This is a genomic window from Streptomyces sp. NPDC006544, from assembly GCF_040611715.1.
Lineage (GTDB): Bacteria > Actinomycetota > Actinomycetes > Streptomycetales > Streptomycetaceae > Streptomyces.
The window spans coordinates 1-20,157 of record NZ_JBEXOV010000115.1; the positions used below are offsets into that span (position 1 = coordinate 1).

The 20,157-nt window shown below is 72.5% G+C and carries 15 protein-coding genes and 1 pseudogene; 7 read left to right on the forward strand and 9 right to left on the reverse strand.

What is annotated here, in order from left to right; genetic code table 11:
* Positions 1 to 191: 191 nt before the first annotated feature.
* Positions 192 to 1,115: a LysR family transcriptional regulator gene (locus tag ABZY44_RS32975; RefSeq protein ID WP_356660338.1), complete on the reverse strand. Its 924-nt coding sequence runs from the start codon at positions 1,113 to 1,115 to the stop codon at positions 192 to 194.
* Positions 1,116 to 1,197: 82 nt separating this feature from the next.
* Here ABZY44_RS32975 and ABZY44_RS32980 point away from each other — a divergent pair, with 82 nt between their 5' ends.
* Positions 1,198 to 2,178: an EamA family transporter gene (locus ABZY44_RS32980; protein ID WP_356660340.1), complete on the forward strand. Its 981-nt coding sequence runs from the start codon at positions 1,198 to 1,200 to the stop codon at positions 2,176 to 2,178.
* Here the strand turns inward: ABZY44_RS32980 and ABZY44_RS32985 are convergent.
* Both ABZY44_RS32985 and ABZY44_RS32990 read right to left on the reverse strand, forming a co-directional pair.
* Positions 2,135 to 2,620: pseudogene (locus tag ABZY44_RS32985) on the reverse strand (GNAT family N-acetyltransferase); the annotation flags it as partial. The gene ABZY44_RS32980 and the pseudogene ABZY44_RS32985 overlap by 44 nt on opposite strands.
* Positions 2,621 to 2,789: 169 nt before the next feature.
* Positions 2,790 to 3,398, reverse strand: a complete 609-nt coding sequence (locus ABZY44_RS32990) for a DUF937 domain-containing protein (protein WP_356660342.1) — start codon at positions 3,396 to 3,398, stop codon at positions 2,790 to 2,792.
* Positions 3,399 to 3,707: 309 nt separating this feature from the next.
* Here ABZY44_RS32990 and ABZY44_RS32995 point away from each other — a divergent pair, with 309 nt between their 5' ends.
* Positions 3,708 to 5,954 carry an ATP-dependent RecD-like DNA helicase gene (locus ABZY44_RS32995; RefSeq protein ID WP_356660344.1) on the forward strand — a complete coding sequence of 749 codons (2,247 nt, stop codon included), beginning with the start codon at positions 3,708 to 3,710 and terminating at the stop codon, positions 5,952 to 5,954.
* Positions 5,955 to 6,136: 182 nt separating this feature from the next.
* A complete protein-coding gene (locus ABZY44_RS33000; RefSeq protein WP_215034358.1) occupies positions 6,137 to 7,426 on the forward strand; it encodes a citrate synthase in 1,290 nt (429 codons plus the stop codon).
* Positions 7,427 to 7,900: 474 nt separating this feature from the next.
* On the opposite strand, the gene ABZY44_RS33005 is transcribed toward ABZY44_RS33000, so the two are convergent.
* The 5 genes from ABZY44_RS33005 to ABZY44_RS33025 all read right to left on the reverse strand — a co-directional run bounded on the left by ABZY44_RS33005 (position 7,901) and on the right by ABZY44_RS33025 (position 13,173).
* Entirely contained in the window at positions 7,901 to 10,192 is a 2,292-nt protein-coding gene (locus tag ABZY44_RS33005; protein WP_356660347.1) for a heavy metal translocating P-type ATPase, read from the reverse strand.
* Positions 10,193 to 10,281: 89 nt separating this feature from the next.
* Positions 10,282 to 10,515, reverse strand: coding sequence for a heavy-metal-associated domain-containing protein (locus ABZY44_RS33010; protein WP_356660349.1), 234 nt, complete (start codon positions 10,513 to 10,515; stop codon positions 10,282 to 10,284).
* A 158-nt stretch (positions 10,516 to 10,673) separates the two neighbouring features.
* Entirely contained in the window at positions 10,674 to 10,874 is a 201-nt protein-coding gene (locus tag ABZY44_RS33015; RefSeq protein WP_053674774.1) for a MerR family transcriptional regulator, read from the reverse strand.
* Positions 10,875 to 11,220: 346 nt separating this feature from the next.
* On the reverse strand, positions 11,221 to 12,237 hold the full coding sequence (locus ABZY44_RS33020; RefSeq protein WP_356660351.1) for a Gfo/Idh/MocA family oxidoreductase: 1,017 nt from the start codon (positions 12,235 to 12,237) through the stop codon (positions 11,221 to 11,223).
* A gap of 21 nt (positions 12,238 to 12,258) precedes the next feature.
* Entirely contained in the window at positions 12,259 to 13,173 is a 915-nt protein-coding gene (locus ABZY44_RS33025; RefSeq protein ID WP_356660353.1) for a sugar phosphate isomerase/epimerase, read from the reverse strand.
* A gap of 65 nt (positions 13,174 to 13,238) precedes the next feature.
* Here ABZY44_RS33025 and iolC point away from each other — a divergent pair, with 65 nt between their 5' ends.
* From iolC to ABZY44_RS33045, 4 genes are read left to right on the forward strand one after another with little or no spacing between them, the layout of a single operon-like run.
* The gene (gene iolC / locus ABZY44_RS33030; RefSeq protein WP_356660355.1) at positions 13,239 to 14,279 is read left to right on the forward strand and encodes a 5-dehydro-2-deoxygluconokinase; all 1,041 of its coding nucleotides are present in this window, start codon (positions 13,239 to 13,241) and stop codon (positions 14,277 to 14,279) included.
* 7 nt (positions 14,280 to 14,286) lie between these two features.
* A complete protein-coding gene (iolB, locus tag ABZY44_RS33035; RefSeq protein ID WP_356660363.1) occupies positions 14,287 to 15,183 on the forward strand; it encodes a 5-deoxy-glucuronate isomerase in 897 nt (298 codons plus the stop codon).
* Positions 15,180 to 17,078, forward strand: coding sequence for a 3D-(3,5/4)-trihydroxycyclohexane-1,2-dione acylhydrolase (decyclizing) (gene iolD, locus ABZY44_RS33040; RefSeq protein WP_356660357.1), 1,899 nt, complete (start codon positions 15,180 to 15,182; stop codon positions 17,076 to 17,078). Before iolB ends, iolD begins: the two co-directional genes overlap by 4 nt.
* A gap of 11 nt (positions 17,079 to 17,089) precedes the next feature.
* Positions 17,090 to 18,589, forward strand: coding sequence for a CoA-acylating methylmalonate-semialdehyde dehydrogenase (locus ABZY44_RS33045; protein WP_356660359.1), 1,500 nt, complete (start codon positions 17,090 to 17,092; stop codon positions 18,587 to 18,589).
* 332 nt (positions 18,590 to 18,921) lie between these two features.
* Here the strand turns inward: ABZY44_RS33045 and ABZY44_RS33050 are convergent, their stop codons facing one another.
* Positions 18,922 to 19,956 carry a DUF916 domain-containing protein gene (locus ABZY44_RS33050; protein WP_356660361.1) on the reverse strand — a complete coding sequence of 345 codons (1,035 nt, stop codon included), beginning with the start codon at positions 19,954 to 19,956 and terminating at the stop codon, positions 18,922 to 18,924.
* Positions 19,957 to 20,157 lie beyond the last annotated feature (201 nt).

Consider the following 20,157-nt stretch of genomic DNA (forward strand, 5'->3'; position numbering starts at 1 on the left):
TGGTCGTCGGGCGCCGGGCCCCGCGGGGCCGGTCCGCCGGGCGAGCGGGAGGTCACCAGGGCGGCGGAGGCGGCCCCCGCGGCGGCGACGGCGGCCATGGCGGCCGCGGCGAGCAGGGACCGGCGGGAGGCTTGGTACGGCACGCGCCGGACGCTACTGCCGGGCTACGCCTTCAGGGCGACGGACACTCCTCAGGTCCCCCGGACGGGGGGCCGCCCGCGCCGGTCCCAGTGCTCCTGCACGGTCCGCACGGCCTCGGTGATCGCGGGCCGGCGGGCCGCCCCGGTCCGCCACAGGGCGTACAGCCGCCGTACGGGCCCCGGTTCGAGCGGGACGGCCACCGCTCCCGGCGGCAGGGCCCCGGTGCCCAGGCGCGGTACGACCGCCACCCCGAGACCGGCCGCGACCAGCGCGACGATCGTGTGGTTCTCCTCGGCGACGTGCACGATGTCGGGCTCGGAGCCGACCGCGCGCAGGGTGCGCACCAGCCAGTCGTGGCAGACCCGGCCGGGCGGCTGGCACACCCACCGCAGCCCGCCCAGATCGGCCCGGCGGATGACGGCGCGGGTCGTGAACGGATGCCCGGCGGGCACCACGAGGTCGCAGGCGTCGTCCCCGATCACCGCCTGCTCCACCCCCTCGGGGGTGGGCAGCGGGGCGATGTCCCAGTCGTGCGCGACCGCCAGATCGGTGACCCCCCGGGCCACCAGGTCCACCGAGAGGTGGGGGTCGACCTCCGTCAGCCGTACGTCCAGGGCGGGATGCCGGACGGCCAGGTCGGCCAGCACCCCCGGCAGCAGTCCGCGCGCGGCGGAGGCGAAGGCGGAGACGGTCAGCAGCCCGCTGGGCTGTCCGCGCCGCTCCTCCAGGGTGGTCTCGGCGCGCTCCACGATGGCCAGCAGTTGCTGTGCGGTCTCCGCCAGATGGCGGGCCTCCTCGGTCAGCGCGACGCCGCGCCCGCGCCGTTCCAGCAGCGTGGTGCGGGTCTCCCGCTCCAGCTTGGCGATCTGCTGCGAGACGGCGGAGGGGGTGTATCCGAGGGCGGCCGCCGCGCCCGCGACCGAACCGTGGACGGAGACGGCGTGCAGGGCGCGGAGCCGGGCGAGGTCGAGCATGCGCCAAGCGTAAGCGCTGCTTCATCCAACCCGGAAGGGATCCGCGCTGGTGCTAAAGGGTTCTCCGGCCGATGCTCGAGGCATGCGTCCCGTACACACCGCACTCGCCGTATTCGTCGCCGCCGTCTGGGGCTTCAACTTCGTCGTCATCGAGATCGGCCTCGGCCACTTCCCGCCGCTGCTCCTGTCCGCCCTGCGCTTCCTCGTCGCCGCCGTCCCGGCGGTCTTCTTCGTCGGGCGGCCCAAGGTCGCCTGGAAGTGGATCGCCGGGGTCGGGATCGCCCTCGGCATCGCCAAGTTCGGGCTGCTCTTCACGGGAATGGCGCACGGGATGCCGGCCGGGCTCTCCTCGCTCGTCCTGCAGGTCCAGGCCGTCTTCACCGCCGTGATCGCCGCCGTCGTGCTGCGCGAACGCCCCGGCCGGGTACGGATCGCGGGCATGGCCGTCGCGCTCGCCGGGATCGCCGTGGCCGCCGTGGACGGGGGCACCTCCGGACCGGTGCCCGGCTTCGTCCTCGTCGTCGCGGCCGCCGCCTGCTGGGGCGTCTCCAACGTCCTGACCCGCAAGGCCGCGCCGCCCGACGCGCTCAACTTCATGGTCTGGGTGTGCGTGGTCCCGGTGCTGCCGCTGTTCGCGCTCTCGCTGCTGATCGAGGGCCCCCGGCGGGACCTCGCCGCGCTGGGCGCCCTCGACTGGTCGGGGGCCGCGGTGATCGGGTACGTGGCCTGGGTGTCCACCGTCTTCGGCTTCGGGGCGTGGGGATACCTGCTGCGCCGTTACCCGGCCTCCTCCGTCGCGCCGTTCTCCCTGCTCGTGCCGGTCTTCGGGATGTCCTCGGCCGCGCTGGTCCTCGGGGAGGGCGTCTCGGGGCCGCGCTGGGTGGCCGCGGCCCTGCTCGTCGGCGGGGTGTCGCTGACCTCGCTGGGTTCCGCGCGCGCGAAGTCCCGTACAGCGGACCCGGCGGGGTCCCCGGGGCCGGTCGGGCCCGGGGGCTCCACGGGAGGCGCGGGCCCGGTCCCTACGGGTTCTCCCGTAGCGGCAGCCGCCAGTCCTGCCCCGTGAGGGCGACCCCGTACGACCGGTGCGGGTGCTCGGCGACCAGGGTGAAGCCGGCGCGCCGGTACAGGGAACGGGCCGAGGACAGCACGTCGTTGGTCCACAGGACCACCTCGTGGTAGCCGACCGAACGGGCGAAGGCGACGACCGTGGCGACGAGCAGCGCGCCGATTCCGTGGCCGCGGCCCGCCGGGTCCACCAGGAGCAGCCGCAGCCGGGCCGTGGTGGGGGCGCCGTCGTCGCGCACGCACATCACCGAGCCGACCGGGAGGCCGTCCAGCTCCGCGATCCAGACCCGCTCCAGGTGGGGGTCGTGGTCCAGGGCGAAGTCGGCGACGATCCGGGCCACCAGGCCCTCGAACTCGGCGTTCCAGCCGTACTCGGCGCTGTAGAGGGCGCCGTGCCGCTGCACGATCCAGCCCAGCTCGCCGGGCTCCGGTTCCCGCAGCCTCACGCGTCCGGGGGCGGTGTCACCTCGGGGTTCCATGGCGACCGAGGATAGCGGGGCGGCGGGGACCGGGAGGCGTCGGTCCTCCCGGTCCCGCGTTGCGCCGCACGGGTGAACGCGTTCCGCGACGGACGCGCCGAGGGCGGGGTGGCGCGCCCGCCGCTCCGCGCTACTTCTTGGCGCCGCCCAGGATCTGGCCCAGCAGGTCGCCCAGGCCGCCGCCGGCCGACGGGCCGCCCGGGGCCGCGTCGGCCGTGCCCGCCGAAGCAGGTACGGCGCCGGGGGAGGGGATCGGGGAGTCGGCGCCGTCGGCCGGCGCCGCCGTGCCCGCGCGCCCGGTGCCCGCGCCGCCGGCCTGGCCGGCCGCGCGCTTGGCGAAGACGGCCAGCACGACCGGGATCAGCATGTCGATCACGCGGCTGACGGTGGGCGCCGGGATGCCGGTCTTCTTCGAGACGGCGTTGGCCACGGGCTTGCTCACCTTGGCGAGCACCCCGGCCATCATTCCGCCGCCGAGCATGCCGCCCAGGCCGCCGCCGAGGGTGGCGACGCCCTGCGGCGGGGGCTCGCTCACCTCGGTGAGCGCCCGGCGGACCTCGTGGCCGTCCTCGTCATCGGCTTCGGCCTTCGCCCGGAGGTCGCCGGTCATCGCGCCGACGGTGGTCGCGACGGTCGCGCGGGCGCCGTCCGCGTCGGTGCCGAGGAGCCCGGCGATCTCGGTCAGCCGGTCGTCGCCGAGCTCGTGGATCACATCGTCCTGAAATGAAGGTTCGCTCATGCCGGAAACGCTACTTCTGCGGTGGTTCACCAGCATTTCGGGTCGCGCCCGGATCACCCTTCGGTAATGGAGAAGTAAAGGTGTGAATCGGCGTGCAACCACGGGCGGGGGTGGCGGGTCATACGGTGCGTCGGCGCTTCCGGGGAGGGATCTGGGGGGATCGGGAAGTCCGACGGGGGAGGGGTAACCGTGAGGGGGTCCGGCCGGAAGGCCGGACCCCCTTTCGGTCTTCCGGCCGGCCGCGGAGGGGCGCGCGGGAGTTGTCCACAGGGCCCGCGGAGTGTCGGCGCCGGGCGGTAGTTTCGTGGCATGACTACCAACGCGGCGGTGCAACTGGCAGTGGTCGAGGGGGTGCTCGAGCGCATCACCTACGCCAATGAGGAAAGCGGATACACGGTCGCCCGGGTGGATACCGGCCGCGGCGCCGGCGACCTGCTCACGGTGGTCGGATCGCTCCTCGGGGCCCAGCCGGGTGAATCGCTGCGCATGGAGGGCCGCTGGGGCTCCCACCCCCAGTACGGCAGGCAGTTCACCGTCGAGAACTACTCCACGCTCCTGCCCGCGACGATCCAGGGCATCCGGCGCTACCTCGGCTCCGGCCTGATCAAGGGCATCGGCCCGAAGATCGCCGACCGGATCGTGGAGCACTTCGGGACCGACACCCTCGACGTCATCGAGGAGCAGCCGAAGAGGCTGATCGAGGTGCCGGGCCTCGGCCCCAAGCGGACCAGGATGATCGGCGCCGCCTGGGAGGAGCAGAAGGCCATCAAGGAGGTCATGGTCTTCCTCCAGGGAGTCGGCGTCTCGACCTCCATCGCGGTGCGCATCTACAAGAAGTACGCCGACGCCTCCATCTCCGTGGTGAAGAACCAGCCCTACCGGCTCGCCGCCGACGTCTGGGGCATCGGCTTCCTCACCGCCGACCGCATCGCCCAGTCCGTCGGCATCCCGCACGACAGCCCGGAACGGGTCAAGGCCGGCCTGCAGTACGCGCTGTCCCAGTCCACCGACCAGGGACACTGCTTCCTGCCCGAGGACCGCCTCATCGCCGACGGGGTCAAGCTGCTCCAGGTGGACACCGGGCTGGTCATCGACTGCCTGGGCGAGCTCGCCGCCGATCCGGACGGGGTCGTACGGGAGTCCGTCCCGGACCCCCAGGGCGGCCCGGACCCGCTGACCGCCGTGTACCTGGTGCCCTTCCACCGTGCCGAGCTGTCCCTGGTCGGCCAGGTGCGCCGGCTCCTGAACACCGAGGAAGACCGGATGTCGGCCTTCCGGGACGTGGACTGGGAGAAGGCCCTGGGCTGGCTCGCCGGCCGGACCGGGGCCAAGCTGGCCCCTGGGCAACGGGACGCGGTCCGCCTCGCCCTCACCCGCCGGGTCGCGGTCCTCACCGGCGGTCCGGGCTGCGGCAAGTCCTTCACCGTCCGCTCGATCGTGGAGCTGGCCCGCGCCAAGAAGGCCAAGGTCGTGCTCGCCGCCCCCACCGGCCGGGCGGCGAAGCGGCTGGCCGAGCTCACCGGCGCCGAGGCCTCCACCGTGCACAGGCTGCTGGAGCTGAAACCCGGCGGGGACGCCGCGTACGACCGGGAGCGGCCGCTCGACGCCGACCTGGTCGTCGTGGACGAGGCCTCGATGCTCGACCTGCTGCTGGCGAACAAGCTGGTCAAGGCCGTGGCGCCGGGTGCCCACCTGCTGCTCGTCGGGGACGTGGACCAGCTGCCCTCGGTCGGGGCCGGCGAGGTCCTGCGCGACCTGCTCGCCGAGGGCGGCCCGGTCCCCGCCGTCCGGCTGACCACGATCTTCCGGCAGGCCCAGCAGTCCGGCGTGGTCACCAATGCCCACCGGATCAACACCGGCCTGCCGCCCGTCACGGACGGCCTGCCCGACTTCTTCCTCTTCGCCGAGGAGGACACCGAGGAGGCCGGAAAGCTCGCCGTCGACGTCGCCGCCCGGCGCATTCCAGCCAGATTCGGGCTCGATCCGCGCCGAGACATCCAGGTCCTCGCCCCCATGCACCGGGGCCCGGCCGGCGCCGGCCACCTCAACGGCCTGCTTCAGCAGGCCATCACCCCGGCCCGGCCCGACCTGCCCGAGAAGCGGTTCGGCGGCCGGGTCTTCCGGGTGGGCGACAAGGTCACCCAGATCCGCAACAACTACGAAAAGGGCGCCAACGGCGTCTTCAACGGCACCGTCGGCGTCGTCACCGGCCTGGACCTGGACGAACAGCGCCTGACGGTGCGCACGGACGAAGACGAGGAAGTGACCTACGAGTTCACCGAGCTCGACGAGCTGGCCCACGCGTACGCCGTCACCATCCACCGCTCCCAGGGGAGTGAATACCCGGCGGTCGTGATCCCGGTCACCACGGGGGCTTGGATGATGCTCCAGCGGAATCTGCTTTACACGGCCGTCACCCGGGCGAAGAAACTGGTCGTCCTCGTCGGGTCCCGCAAGGCCCTCGGGCAGGCGGTGCGTACCGTTTCCGCAGGCAGGAGGTACACGGCCGTGGCTCCTCGGCTCTCCGGACGCATACCGGTGGGAAACATCACCTAAATGATCGATCATTTGGGCTATCCGCCGCCGGTGCGACGAGGCAGGATGAGCAGCTTGAAGGCACTCAGTGCCGTCAAAAACACCAAACCCCGACCCCGAGTGCACTCACCTGTGCCAAATGGGGGAAGGTAGAGGCAGTCAGGGCACCTCGAAGAAGAGGCACTACGTCGGTGAGGGATGACGTGAGCGACAACTCTGTAGTACTGCGGTACGCGGACGGTGAATACACCTACCCGGTGGTCGAGAGCACCGTCGGTGACCAGGGCTTCGACATCGCGAAGCTCAGGGCTCAGACCGGGCTGGTCACCCTGGACAGCGGCTACGGAAACACCGCCGCCTATAAGTCCGCCATTACTTACCTCGACGGTGAGCAGGGCATCCTGCGCTACCGCGGATACCCGATCGAGCAGCTTGCCGAGCGCTCGACCTTCATCGAGGTCGCCTACCTGCTGATCAACGGGGAGCTGCCGACCGTCGACCAGCTCGCGACGTTCAGCAACGAGATCACCCAGCACACGCTGCTGCACGAGGACGTCAAGCGCTTCTACGACGGCTTCCCCCGCGACGCGCACCCGATGGCGATGCTGTCCTCCGTGGTCAGCGCGCTGTCCACGTTCTACCAGGACAGCCACAACCCCTTCGACGAGAAGCAGCGCAACCTCTCGACGATCCGGCTGCTCGCCAAGCTTCCGACGATCGCGGCGTACGCGTACAAGAAGTCGGTCGGCCACCCGGTGGTCTACCCGCGCAACGACCTCGGCTACGTCGAGAACTTCCTGCGCATGACCTTCTCCGTGCCGGCCCAGGAGTACGACCTGGACCCGGTCGTGGTCGCGGCCCTCGACAAGCTGCTGATCCTGCACGCGGACCACGAGCAGAACTGCTCGACCTCCACCGTCCGTCTGGTCGGCTCCTCGCAGGCGAACATGTTCGCCTCGATCTCCGCCGGCATCTCGGCCCTGTGGGGTCCGCTGCACGGTGGCGCCAACCAGTCCGTTCTGGAGATGCTCGAGGGCATCAAGAACGACGGCGGCGACGTCGACGCCTTCATCCGCAAGGTGAAGAACAAGGAAGACGGCGTCCGCCTCATGGGCTTCGGACACCGCGTCTACAAGAGCTTCGACCCCCGGGCGAAGATCATCAAGGCGGCGGCGCACGATGTCCTCTCGGCGCTCGGCAAGGACGACGAGCTCCTCGACATCGCCCTGAAGCTGGAAGAGCACGCGCTGGCCGACGACTACTTCGTCGAGCGCAACCTCTACCCGAACGTCGACTTCTACACCGGCCTGATCTACCGGGCCATGGGCTTCCCGACCGAGATGTTCACCGTGCTCTTCGCGATCGGCCGCCTTCCCGGCTGGATCGCCCAGTGGCACGAGATGATCAAGGAGCCCGGCTCCCGCATCGGCCGCCCGCGCCAGATCTACACCGGCGAGGTCCTGCGCGACTTCGTCCCGGTCGAGGCCCGCTGAACCAGGCCCGCACCTCCGGGATCCGCTGACCCGAGACTCGGAGCGCAGTGCCCGCAGTACCCGCAGTACCCGTAGGACCGCAGTGCCGAAGGACGCGTAGGACGCACTGCCTGTGGATACAGGAAAAGCGCCCCGCCATCGATCCCCCCACGGGTCGAAGGTCGGGGCGCTTTCCATACCCCGGAACGGATTCCCCCCACGGGACCCGGACCGGGTGTTCGCGTGGAGCGCGCGGGCGCGCTCCGGTTGGGTGTGCCGGGACCCGTACGGATCGGGAGGGCCGCTCAAGGCTTCCCTGGAGCACGCGTCCCGGCCGGCCATGCCACGGAAGTCCCCCAAGACCCCCGCGAACGCCCCCAAGACGTTCCTGGCATCGCCCCATTAGACCCACGGGCCTGCCCGATGGTTACGTTGCGGTCGCTGTGATCTGCGTCTCCCGTGAAGGAAGTGTGTGCGAGACGCGAAGGCCGGTCACTAGCGGAAGGAACGCAGCCGCAGGCTGTTGGTCACCACGAAGACCGAGGAGAAGGCCATCGCGGCGCCCGCGATCATCGGGTTGAGCAGGCCCGCGGCCGCGAGCGGCAGCGCCGCCACGTTGTAGCCGAAGGCCCAGAACAGGTTGCCCTTGATGGTGGCCAGGGTCCGGCGGGAGAGCCGGATCGCGTCCGCCGCCACCCGCAAGTCGCCCCGTACGAGGGTCAGATCGCTCGCCTCGATCGCCGCATCGGTGCCGGTGCCCATCGCCAGGCCCAGGTCGGCCTGGGCGAGCGCTGCCGCGTCGTTGACCCCGTCGCCGACCATGGCGACCGTCCGGCCCTCGGCCTGCAGCCGGCGTACGACGTCCACCTTGTCCTGCGGGAGGACCTCGGCGATGACCTCGTCGATGCCCACCTCGCGGGCCACGGTCTCGGCGACGGCCTTGTTGTCGCCGGTCAGCAGGACGGGGGTGAGCCCCAGGGCCCGCAGTCGCGAGACGGCCTCGGCGCTGGTCTCCTTGACGGCGTCGGCCACGGTGAGCACCCCGCGGGCCTCCCCGTCCCAGGCCACCAGGACGGCGGTGGCGCCCGCGGCCTCGGCGGTGGCCTTGGCCTCGGCGAGGGCGGGGGGCAGGGCGATCGACCAGTCGGCCAGCAGCTTCTCGCGGCCCACCAGGACGGCGTGTCCGTCGACCACGCCCTGCACGCCGAGTCCGGCGACGTTCTCGAACCCTTCCGGTACGGGCAGCCGGCCGGCCCGTTCGGCGGCGCCCGTGGCGATGGCGCGGGCGATGGGGTGCTCCGAGGCGTGCTCCAGGGAACCGGCCAGGCGCAGCAGTTCGCCCTCCTCCACGCCCTCGGCGGTGTACGCGCCGGCCAGGGTCATCCGGCCGGTGGTGACGGTGCCGGTCTTGTCCAGGACGACCGTGTCCACGCGACGGGTGGACTCCAAAACCTCGGGGCCCTTGATCAGGATCCCGAGCTGGGCGCCCCGGCCGGTCCCGACCATCAGCGCGGTCGGCGTGGCCAGGCCCAGGGCGCAGGGGCAGGCGATGATCAGGACGGCCACGGCGGCGGTGAAGGCGGCCGTCGGGTCGTCGGTGATCAGAAGCCAGGTCACCCAGGTGCCCAGGGCCAGGACGAGCACGATCGGTACGAAGACCCCGGAGATCCGGTCGGCGAGGCGCTGCACCTCGGCCTTGCCGTTCTGGGCGTCCTCGACGAGCCCGGCCATCCGGGCGAGCTGGGTGTCGGAGCCGACGCGGGTGGCCTCGACGACCAGGCGGCCCGACGTGTTGACGGTGGCGCCGGTGACGAGACCGCCGACGGCGACCTCGACCGGGACGGACTCGCCGGTCAGCATGGAGGCGTCCACGGCGGAGCTGCCTTCGACGACGGTGCCGTCGGTGGCGATCTTCTCGCCGGGCCGGACGACGAACCGGTCGCCGACGGTGAGCGCGCTGACGGGGATGCGCACCTCGGTGCCCGCGCGCAGGACGGCCACGTCCTTGGCGCCGAGCCGCATCAGGGCCTTCAGGGCCGCGCCGGCCTTCCGCTTCGAGCGGGCCTCGAGGTACCGGCCGAGCAGGATGAAGCTGACGACTCCGGCGGCCACCTCGAGGTAGATCGCCGAGGAGCCGTCCGTGCGGGAGCCGGTGAACTCGAAGCCGTGCCGCATGCCGGGCATCCCGGCGTGCCCGAAGAACAGGGCCCACAGGGACCAGGCGAACGCGGCCAGGGTGCCGACCGAGACCAGGGTGTCCATGGTGGCGGCGCCGTGCCGGGCGTTGGTCCAGGCCGCCCTGTGGAAGGGGAGGGCGCCCCAGACGACGACGGGGGCGGCGAGGGTGAGCGAGAGCCACTGCCAGTTGTCGAACTGGAGGGCCGGGACCATCGCGAGCAGGACGACGGGCAGGGCGAGCGCGGCGGAGACCAGGAGTCGCTGGCGCAGCGCGGCCAGCTCCGGGTCGCGTCCCTCCTCCGGCCCTGTTCCGGGACCGGGTTCCGGTACGGGTTCGGGTTCCGGCGGCGGGGGCTCCGCGGCGGTGTAGCCGGTCTTGACGACGGTCGCGATGAGGTCGGCGACCCGCACGCCTCCGTCGTAGGAGACCTTGGCCTTCTCGGTGGCGTAGTTCACCGAGGCGCTGACCCCGTCCATCCGGTTCAGCTTCTTCTCGATGCGGGCCGCGCAGGATGCGCAGGTCATGCCGCCGATGGTCAGCTCGATCTCGGCGGGGGCGCCGCCCGCTGCCGTCGCTATGGGTCCGTCGTGCACGGTGCTGCTGCTCATGATCCGGCTCCAGGGGGATGGCCGGGCCGTACGGAACCAGTATGAGCTGGCCGGTACGGCCCGGCGGGGTACTGCCGAAGAGGTGGTGCTCAGGCCTGGCCGGCGAGCTCGTAGCCGGCCTCGTCCACGGCGGCGCGCACGTCGGCCTCCGCGAGCGGGGCGGCCGAGACCACGGTGACCTCGCCCGTGGTGGCGACGGCCTTGACCGAGCTGACGCCCGCCAGGGCGGAGAGCTCGGTGGTCACCGCGCCCTCGCAGTGCCCGCAGGTCATGCCGGTCACCCGGTAGACGGTGGTGGTCTGGGTGTCCGTGTCGGCGCTCATGTCGTTCTCCTCTTCAAGGGCGTGTCCGGGCCGCGGAAGTCGGCGGATCCCTCCACTGTTCTCCCGACATCCCGAGACTATACCCCTAGGGGGTATCGATGCGAGCATCCTCCGGGATCTGGCCCCGGAGGGTCCCGGCCGGGGTGCGCCGGTGGTGGTCAGTCCTCGCGGCGGCCGCGGTTGCCGGGGCGCCGGGCCACCCAGGCGCGAATGGTGTCGGCGTACCAGTAGGGCTTCCCGCCCTCCACGTGGTCGGGCGCGGGCAGCAGCCCGTGCTTGCGGTAGGAGCGCACGGTGTCCGGCTGGACCCGGATGTGGGCGGCGATCTCCTTGTACGACCACAGCTGCCGGTCGCTCATCCTTGGCACCTCCCTGTCCACGCCGCGGGGCCGGCCGGGAGGCCGTCGGGGGAGCCGGCGCGTGGACGCTGACGATCACTCGGGTTGTGCCCGGAGAACGACGCACGGTGAAGGCGCGGGAGGGTCTGTCGACCGGCTGTGACGGAGAACCCGCGTCACGGAGACATGTGTGACACAAGGGTGACGGCTGTGACACACGCGGCACATGGGGACGTACGGCGCATGCCGTACGGGTGACCCATGTGCCGCACGTGACACATGGGTTGATCCGAGGTGAGGGTGAACGGGAGGGGAGAATGGACGGGTTGCGACGCGAGGGGGGTGAACGGGAGGGCGGCGGACCGGTTCAGCGGTCGTAGAGGGCCGGGCGCTCCGCCTGTTCCACCAGGGTCCGTACGCCGCTGTGCGCCGCGGCCAGGCCGGCCTCGGAGACGGCGGCAGCCGCGTAGCCGTCCCACGCGTCTGGTCCGTCCACCCGGCCCCGGCCGGCCGCGGTGACCCACCCGCGCAGCTGGCGGTCGTAGGCGTCGGCGAACCGCACCGTGAAGTCCTGGTCGATCTCCCCGCCCCAGCGGCCCCCCGACTGGACGACCATCGCGTGGCCCTCGCCGATCCGCGCGCTGCCCGCCTCCCCGACCGCCTCGCACTGCACCTGGTACCCGACACCGCAGTTGACGAAGATCTCCACGTCCACGACGGCGCCGCCGGAGGTCTCCAGCAGGACCAGCCGGGGATCGCGCAGCCCCCCGGGGGCGGCGGAGGTGGGGGTGGGGGAGAGCACGGTCACCGCGGTGATCTCCTGGCCCAGCAGCCAGCGGGCCGCGTCCACCTCGTGCACGACCGAATCGGTGATCAGCATGTCGCTGGTGAAGAAGGACGGCGACGCGGCGTTGCGGTGCCGGCAGTGCAGGAAGAGCGGCCGCCCGATGCCGCCGGCGTCCAGCAGCTCCTTGAGCCGCACGTACTCGGCGTCGTAGCGCCGCATGAAGCCGACCTGGACGAGCCGGCGGCCCAGCCGCTCTTCCGCCTCCATGATCCGCAGGGCGCCCGCCGGATCCGGGGTCAGCGGCTTCTCGCAGAGCACCGGCAGCCGCCGTTCCAGCGCGTGCAGGATCGCCTCCTCGTGGGCGGGCCCCGGCGAGGCGATCAGTACGGCGTCCACCCCGGGCGCGGCTATCGCGGCCGCCGGGTCGGTGTGGGCGCTCGCTCCCTCCAGTGCGGCCGCGACCTCCTTGACCCGGTCCCCGTCCGGGTCGGCCACGGCCACCACCCGGGCTCCGCCGACGGTCCGTCCGAAGCGGCGGACGTGGTCGGAGCCCATCTTCCCGGTGCCGATGACGGCGATGCCGAGCGTGCTGGTCATGTCGGTCTCCTCCAGGGGGGGTCAGCGGGTGCCGCAGGAGCGCAGGTAGGCGCGGGTGCGGCGGGCGATCGGGAGCGGCTGCTCGGGCGGGCACGGATACATGTCCTGCTCCACGATGGCGAACAGGTCCACGCCGAGCCGCTGTGCGGCGGCCAGCACCGCCTCCAGCGCGGGTACCCCGGAGGGCGGCTCGCACATCACCCCGCGGGCCACGGCCGGCCCGAAGGGGACCTGCTCCGCGACGACTTCGGCCAGGATGCGCGGGTCCACCTGCTTGAGGTGGAGGTAGCCGATCCGCTCGGCGAAGGTCTCGATGGCCTCGACGCTGTCACCGCCGCAGTACGCGTAGTGCCCCGTGTCGAGGCAGAGGGAGACCAGCGCGGGATCGGTGGCGTCGAGGAAGCGGGCCACGTTCGCCGGGGTGTCGATGTGCGTGTCCGCATGCGGATGGACCATGATCCGCAGGCCGTACTCGTCCTGGACCCGCCGCCCCAGCCGCTCGGTCTGCGTGGTCAGTTCGCGCCAGCCGGCAGGCGTCAGGGTGCGGTCCTCCAGCACCTCGCCCGTCTTGTCGTCGCGCCAGAAGGACGGGATCACGACGAGGTGCGCGGCGCCCACGGCCCGGGTGAGCTCCGCGATCCGCGACACGTGCTCCCAGGTGTCCTCCCACACGGCTGGCCCGTGATGGAGTCCGGTGAAGACGGTCCCGGCGGAAACCCGCAGACCGCGCCCGGCGGTCTCGGCGGCGAGCCGGACGGGATCGGTGGGCAGGTATCCGTAGGGCCCGAGTTCGATCCACTCGTACCCGGCGTCGGCGACCTCGTCGAGGAACCGCTCCCACGGAGTCTGCCGGGGATCGTCCGGGAACCAGACCCCCCAGGAGTCCGGAGCCGAACCGATGCGGATACGGGTCAACGCGGGCGATGAGGACGTCATGCGGCCACCTTAAAGTGCGACGCTCTGGGGGACGGGGAGCACGCGTTCGGGAGGATGGTGTGGTGATGAGTACGGGGCCGCTGGCGTTCGACCTGATCACGATGGGACGGATCGGAGTGGATCTCTACCCCCTCGACACGGGCGTACCGCTCGGGGAGGCGGACACCTTCGGGAAGTTCCTGGGCGGATCCCCGGCCAACGTCGCGGTCGCGGCGGCCCGGCTGGGGCGGAGGACGGCGTTGATCACCCGGACCGGCGCGGATCCCTTCGGCGCGTACCTCCGGTCGGAGCTGCGCGGTTTCGGGGTGGACGACCGCTGGGCCGGAGAGGTGGCGGCCTATCCGACGCCCGTCACCTTCTGCGAGATCTTCCCGCCGGACCACTTCCCCCTCTACTTCTACCGCTACCCCAAGGCCCCGGACCTGGAGATCGGCGCGGGCGAGGTCGACCTCGACGCCGTGCGGGCCGCCCGGGTGTTCTGGATGACGGGCACGGGGCTCAGCGCCGAGCCGAGCCGGACGGCCACGCTGGGCGCGCTGGAGGCCCGGGGCAAGGCCGGGACCACGGTCTTCGACCTGGACTGGCGGCCGATGCTGTGGCCTTCCGAGGACGGAGCCGGGGCCGGGGCAGGAGCCGGGGCCGAAGCCGGGGACGCCAGCGGTGCCGGGGACGCCGCCGGGGAGTCCGGCCCCGGGCGGTGGTACCGGCGGGCCCTCGCGCTCGCGACGGTGGCCGTCGGGAACGCCGAGGAGTGCGCGATCGCCACCGGCGAGAGCGAGCCGTACGCGGCGGCGCGGGCGCTGCTCGCTGCGGGAGTGGAGCTGGCGGTGGTGAAACGGGGGCCGCAGGGCGTCCTCGCGGTCCATCGCGACGGGACTGTGGTGGAGGCCGCGCCCGTGCCGGTGACCGTGGTCAACGGGCTCGGCGCGGGGGACGCGTTCGGCGGCGCCCTGTGCCACGGGCTGCTCGCCGGGTGGGAGTTGGAGCGGGTGATCCACTACGCGAACGCCGCCGGGGCGATCGTGGCGTCGCGGCTGGCCTGTTCGACGGCGATGCCGTTCGCCCACGAGGTGGAGGAGGTGCTGGACCGTGCCGCTGGTGTCTGAGGCGGAGATGGCGCTCACCCGGCTGCGGGTGGTGGACCTCGCGCCGGGGGAGACGTACACGCACGCCTGCGGGGACGCGGAGTGGATCGTGCTCCCGCTGGCCGGGGGCTGCGTGGTCCGCTGCGCGGAGCCGCCCGGCGCGGAGCCCTGGGCCGGGGAGCCCTACGCCGCGGAGCCGCCCGGCGCCGCGCCGCCCCTTCCCGCACCGGGGCCGCTCCCCGGACCCCTCGTCCTCGAACTGCGCGGCCGGACCTCGGTGTTCGACGGCGTCACCGACTTCGCCTACCTCCCCCGCGACGGCGGCGCCGAGATCGCCTCCGCCGCCGGCGGCCGGTTCGCGCTCGTCGGGGCACGGTGCGAGCGGAGGCTCCCCGCGCGGTACGGACCCGCGCGGGAGGTCCCGGTGGAACTCCGGGGCGCCGGGACGTGCTCGCGGCAGGTCAACAACTTCGCCGCCGCCGACACCTTCGTCTGCGACCGGCTCATCGCCGTCGAGGTCCTGACGCCCGGCGGCAACTGGTCCTCGTACCCGCCCCACAAGCACGACGAGCACCGGCCCGGCGAGGAATCCCGGCTCGAGGAGATCTACTACTACGAGATCCGCGGTCACCGGGAAACGCCCGGACTCGGCTATCAGCGTGTCAGCCCGTCCCCGGCCGGGAAGACCGACATCCTCACCGAGGTGAGGACCGGGGACGCCGTGCTCATCCCCGACGGCTGGCACGGTCCGTCCATCGCCGCGCCCGGACACGACATGTACTACCTGAACGTCATGGCGGGGCCCGACGCGACCAGGGAGTGGCTCATCTGCGATCACCCCGATCACGCCTGGATCCGCTCCACCTGGTCCGGCCGGGACGTCGATCCCCGGCTGCCCTTCTACCGCGCGGAGGACTCCGTATGACGACCCCGACCGCGGCCCGGACCCCGACGCGGCTCACGGTCGCACAGGCCCTCGTCCGGTTCCTCAGCCGGCAGTACACCGAGCGCGACGGGCAGCGGCGCCGGCTGATCGCCGCAACCTGGGGGATCTTCGGGCACGGGAACGTCGCCGGGATCGGGCAGGCGCTGCTGGAGACCGGCCGGGAGGCGATGCCGTTCCTGCAGGGCCGCAACGAACAGGCCATGGTGCACGCCGCCGTCGGGTACGCCCGGCAGAGCGGACGGTTGTCCGCGCACGCCGTCACGACCTCCATCGGGCCGGGGGCCACCAACCTCGTCACCGGGGCCGCGCTCGCCACCGTCAACCGGATCCCCGTGCTCCTGCTGCCCGGGGACACCTTCGCCACCCGCCCCGCCGACCCCGTGCTCCAGCAGCTCGAAGTCCCGTACGCGGGCGACGTCTCCGTCAACGACACGCTGCGCCCGGTGTCGCGCTACTTCGACCGCGTCACCCGACCCGAGGCCTTGATCCCCGCGGCCCTGCAGGCCATGCGGGTCCTCACCGACCCCGTCCAGACCGGCGCCGTGACGCTCGCGCTGCCCCAGGACGTCCAGGCCGAGGCGTACGACTGGCCGGAGGAGTTCTTCGCCGAGCGCGTGTGGGGCGTCCGCCGGCCCCGCCCCGACGTCACCGAGCTCGCGCGCGCCGCCGAGGCCGTACGGGGGTCCGCCCGGCCGCTGGTCGTCGCCGGCGGCGGGATCCGGCACAGCGGGGCCCAGGAGGCGCTGGCGCGGTTCGCGCGGGACACCGGGATCCCGGTCGCGTCCACCCAGGCGGGCAAGGGGTCGCTGGCCTGGGACCACCCCGCCGAGGTGGGCGGGATCGGGCACACCGGCACGGCCACCGCCGACGCGCTGGCCCGCGAGGCCGATCTGGTGATCGCCGCCGGGACCAGGCTGACGGATTTCACCACCGCCTCCGCGACCTTGTTCCGACACCCGGACGTGCGGTTCCTCGGACTCAACCTCGACCCCTACGACGCCCACAAACTCGCCGCCCGGCCCCTGGTCTGCGACGCCCGGGCGGGCCTGGAGGACCTGCGGGACGCGGTGGCCGGGTACCGCGTGGACCCCGCGTACGAGACGGCGTACAAAGAGGGGAAGAAGGGATGGGAACGCCTGGTCGACCGGGCCTACGCGGCCCCGGACGAGGACGCCGTCCCGACGCAGGCGCAGGTGCTCGGCCTGCTCGACGGCCTCGTGGACGGCAGCGACGTGCTGATCAACGCGGCCGGCTCGCTCCCCGGGGACCTGCACAAGCTCTGGCGGCCCGGGTCCCCGGACCAGTACCACGTGGAGTACGGCTACTCCTGCATGGGCTACGAGATCCCGGCCGCGATCGGCGTCGCGCTGGCCGCGCCCGGCCGCCCCGTGTGGGCGCTGGTCGGTGACGGGACGTACCTGATGAACCCGACCGAGATCGTCACCGCCGTCCAGGAGCGGATCCCGGTCAAGGTGGTCATCCTCGACAACCACGGCTACGCCTCGATCGGAGGCCTGTCGGGGGCGGTGGGCGGCGAGGGGTTCGGGACCGCGTACCGCTTCCGGGCGTCCGACGGCTCGTACACCGGGGACCCCCTTCCGGTGGACCTGGCGGCCAACGCGGCCTCGCTCGGGATGGCCGTGATCCGCACTCGCACCGTGGGTGACCTGCGAAAAGCCCTCGCCGAGGCCCGTGCGGCGGACCGCCCCACATGTGTCTACGCACAGACCCGAACACCCGACACTGTGTCGGGCCCACCTCCGGCGCAGGCGTGGTGGGATGTTCCTGTGGCCGAGACCGCGACCCGTACGTCGGCGGCCCGGGCCCGCGAAGAGTACGACCGGCAAGCCGCGCAGCGACGTCGCCATCTGTGAAGGAGCAAGGCATGAAGACCGTCAACCACTGGATCGGTGGCAAGACCGTCGAGGGCGCGTCGGGCAACTACGGCCCGGTCACCGACCCCGCCACCGGCGAGGTCACCACGCAGGTCGCCCTCGCGTCCGCCGCCGAGGTCGACTCGGCCGTACAGGTCGCCAAGGAGGCGTTCCTGTCCTGGGGCCAGTCCTCGCTGGCCGCCCGCACCAAGGTGCTGTTCGCCTACCGCGCCCTGCTGGACGCCAACCGCGACGCGATCGCCGAGCTGATCACCGCCGAGCACGGCAAGGTGCACTCGGACGCGCTGGGTGAGGTCGCGCGCGGCCTGGAGATCGTCGAGCTGGCCTGCGGGATCACCGTCCAGCTCAAGGGCGAGCTGTCGACGTCGGTCTCCAGCAGCGTGGACGTCTCCTCGATCCGCCAGCCCATCGGCGTGGTCGCGGGCATCACCCCGTTCAACTTCCCGGCCATGGTGCCGATGTGGATGTTCCCGCTGGCCGTCGCCTGCGGCAACACCTTCATCCTCAAGCCGAGCGAGAAGGACCCCTCGGCCTCCACGCTGCTGGCGCAGCTTGCGAGCCAGGCCGGTCTGCCGGCGGGCGTCCTGAACGTCGTGCACGGCGACAAGGTCGCCGTCGACGCGCTCCTCGCGCACCCCGACGTCGCGGCCGTGTCGTTCGTCGGCTCGACCCCGATCGCCCGCCACATCCACACCACCGCCTCCGCCAACGGCAAGCGCGTACAGGCCCTGGGCGGCGCCAAGAACCACATGCTCGTGCTGCCGGACGCCGACCTGGACGCGGCCGCCGACGCGGCGGTCTCGGCCGCCTACGGTTCGGCCGGTGAGCGCTGCATGGCGATCTCCGCCGTCGTCGCGGTGGGTTCCATCGCCGACACGCTCGTCGAGAAGATCCGCGAGCGCGCCGAGAAGATCAAGATCGGCCCCGGCAACGACCCGACCTCCGAGATGGGCCCGCTGATCACCGCCGCCCACCGCGACAAGGTCGCCTCCTACGTGAAGGGCGCCGCCGCCCAGGGCGCGGACGTGGTCCTGGACGGCACCGGCTACACGGTTGAGGGCAACGAGAACGGCCACTGGATCGGCCTGTCGCTGCTCGACCGCGTCAAGACCGACTCAGACGCCTACCGCGACGAGATCTTCGGCCCGGTGCTGTGCGTGCTGCGCACCGAGACCTACGACGAGGGCCTGGCGCTCATCAACGCCTCGCCGTTCGGCAACGGCACCGCGATCTTCACCCGCGACGGCGGTGCCGCCCGCCGCTTCCAGCTGGAGGTCGAGGCGGGCATGGTCGGCGTCAACGTGCCGATCCCGGTGCCGGTCGGCTACCACTCCTTCGGCGGCTGGAAGGACTCCCTCTTCGGAGACCACCACATCTACGGGAACGACGGCATCCACTTCTACACCCGGGGCAAGGTCGTCACGACCCGCTGGCCCGACCCGTCGGACGCCCCGGCCGGCGTGGACCTCGGCTTCCCGCGCAACCACTGACGGCACAGCCCCGTTGGACCGCTCGCCCCCCGCAACCCTCACCGCGGGGGGCGAGCCCGTTCGGCCCGTCGCCGGGTCAGAACAGCGACCGGACCGCCGCCGCGGTCACCGACCGCATCACGTGGCCGTGGCCGTGGTCCGGGACGACGGTGAAGCCGACCCGCCGGTCGGCGCCCGCCCGGATCAGTCCGCGGCCGCGCGCGTGGTCGCCGCAAGGTCTTCCCCGCGCGCCTCCGGGCCGGGCCCCTCTTCGCCGCGCTGTCGTGCCGTCGGTGGTGGCCTCCCGTACCGGTCGATGGCCGGACGCCGGCACCTGGTGACACCCTGACCGGTCAGCGGACCTCGGCCAAGTCCTGGGCCGCTGCGGGCTGTTCGGCCCCGTTCCGGCGGCGTCGGCGCTGCACCCAGACGGTGATCCCGGCGCCCGCCAGCACGAGGAGGGTGCCGAGCGCGGGCCACGGCACGGCGAGGACGTCCGCGGTGGACGAGGACACGAGATCGGGGTAGGCCGAGGCGCCGGCGGTGATGTCCACGGTGACCCAGTCCGACTGCGGCGCGTCGGCCCAGTCCTCGGTCAGCTCGATCCGCTGGCCCGGAAGCAGCACGAGCTTCAGCTCGCGGGCGGGACGGTCCAGCACTCGGCGGCCGAACAGGCCCTCGGCGGTGACCGTCACCTTCGGCTCGACCACCACGTTCCCGCGGTTGACCAGGGAGTACGAGATCTTCGCGTGGGCGTCCTTCACCCAGGGCAGCAGCGGCGCCGTCCGGCTGACCTTCACGTCCTCGACGCTGAGCCCCGGGGTCACCGGCCCCGGCACCCGGAAGTAGAGCCGGGAACCGACCTGGCGCTTCACCCCGACCTGGACCTTGCCCTCCTGCTGGATGCCCTCCACCTCGGTGTTGAGGGCGACGATCCCGCCCACGTGGTCGCCGGGCGTCGCGTCCGCCGGGACCTTCACGGAGAACGGGACGTCCTTGCGCCCTTTGGGCGGCACGGTGACGGTGGTGTTCGTCTCGGGCGGCAGCACGACCCAGGTGCCCACGTCCTTGGGCTTCGTCTCCACCGGCAGCAGGGCGAAGGCGCCGCCCACCGGGGTGTTCACGGCGTCGGTCGCGAATATCCGGAACGTCAGCTCCTTGTCGGAGGAGTTCACGATCGTCGCGCTGTCGTCGACGGTGGTGCCTGCCTCGCCCTGGTGGAAGAAGTACGCGCGGTCGGTCATCGCCGCACCGGCGGGCGGCGTCGGGAAGACGCCCCAGGTGCCGTTGTCCGCGGCCGTCGCGGTGGCCGCGGGAAGCAGGCCCGTACCCAGCAGGAGGAGGCTGACGAGCAGACCGTGGAGCGAGGAGCGGGTGCGGGTGCGCATGGGCGGGTTCTCCAGTCGGCGGCGGACGGGGGTGGCAGGGGCGGGTGCGGGTGGGAGTGACGGACGGGGGCGACGGGTGGTGACGGGAAGCGCCGAAGGGTGGTGCGGCGCCGGAGCGCCGCACCATAGTGGTGTGCTCGGTGCGGCGCTGGGCCCGGTGCACGACCCGGGCGCGGCGGATCGACTCCTCGAGGGCGGCGC

Bases quoted from the DNA above. Each gene is read 5' to 3' on its own strand.
- ABZY44_RS32975 (WP_356660338.1), bottom strand. From the start codon at position 1,115: ATGCTCGACCTCGCCCGGCTCCGCGCCCTGCACGCCGTCTCCGTCCAC.
- ABZY44_RS32980 (WP_356660340.1), top strand. From the start codon at position 1,198: ATGCGTCCCGTACACACCGCACTCGCCGTATTCGTCGCCGCCGTCTGG.
- ABZY44_RS32990 (WP_356660342.1), bottom strand. From the start codon at position 3,398: ATGAGCGAACCTTCATTTCAGGACGATGTGATCCACGAGCTCGGCGAC.
- ABZY44_RS32995 (WP_356660344.1), top strand. From the start codon at position 3,708: ATGACTACCAACGCGGCGGTGCAACTGGCAGTGGTCGAGGGGGTGCTC.
- ABZY44_RS33005 (WP_356660347.1), bottom strand. From the start codon at position 10,192: ATGAGCAGCAGCACCGTGCACGACGGACCCATAGCGACGGCAGCGGGC.
- ABZY44_RS33010 (WP_356660349.1), bottom strand. From the start codon at position 10,515: ATGAGCGCCGACACGGACACCCAGACCACCACCGTCTACCGGGTGACC.
- ABZY44_RS33015 (WP_053674774.1), bottom strand. From the start codon at position 10,874: ATGAGCGACCGGCAGCTGTGGTCGTACAAGGAGATCGCCGCCCACATC.
- ABZY44_RS33020 (WP_356660351.1), bottom strand. From the start codon at position 12,237: ATGACCAGCACGCTCGGCATCGCCGTCATCGGCACCGGGAAGATGGGC.
- ABZY44_RS33025 (WP_356660353.1), bottom strand. From the start codon at position 13,173: ATGACGTCCTCATCGCCCGCGTTGACCCGTATCCGCATCGGTTCGGCT.
- iolC (WP_356660355.1), top strand. From the start codon at position 13,239: ATGAGTACGGGGCCGCTGGCGTTCGACCTGATCACGATGGGACGGATC.
- iolB (WP_356660363.1), top strand. From the start codon at position 14,287: ATGGCGCTCACCCGGCTGCGGGTGGTGGACCTCGCGCCGGGGGAGACG.
- iolD (WP_356660357.1), top strand. From the start codon at position 15,180: ATGACGACCCCGACCGCGGCCCGGACCCCGACGCGGCTCACGGTCGCA.
- ABZY44_RS33045 (WP_356660359.1), top strand. From the start codon at position 17,090: ATGAAGACCGTCAACCACTGGATCGGTGGCAAGACCGTCGAGGGCGCG.
- ABZY44_RS33050 (WP_356660361.1), bottom strand. From the start codon at position 19,956: ATGCGCACCCGCACCCGCTCCTCGCTCCACGGTCTGCTCGTCAGCCTC.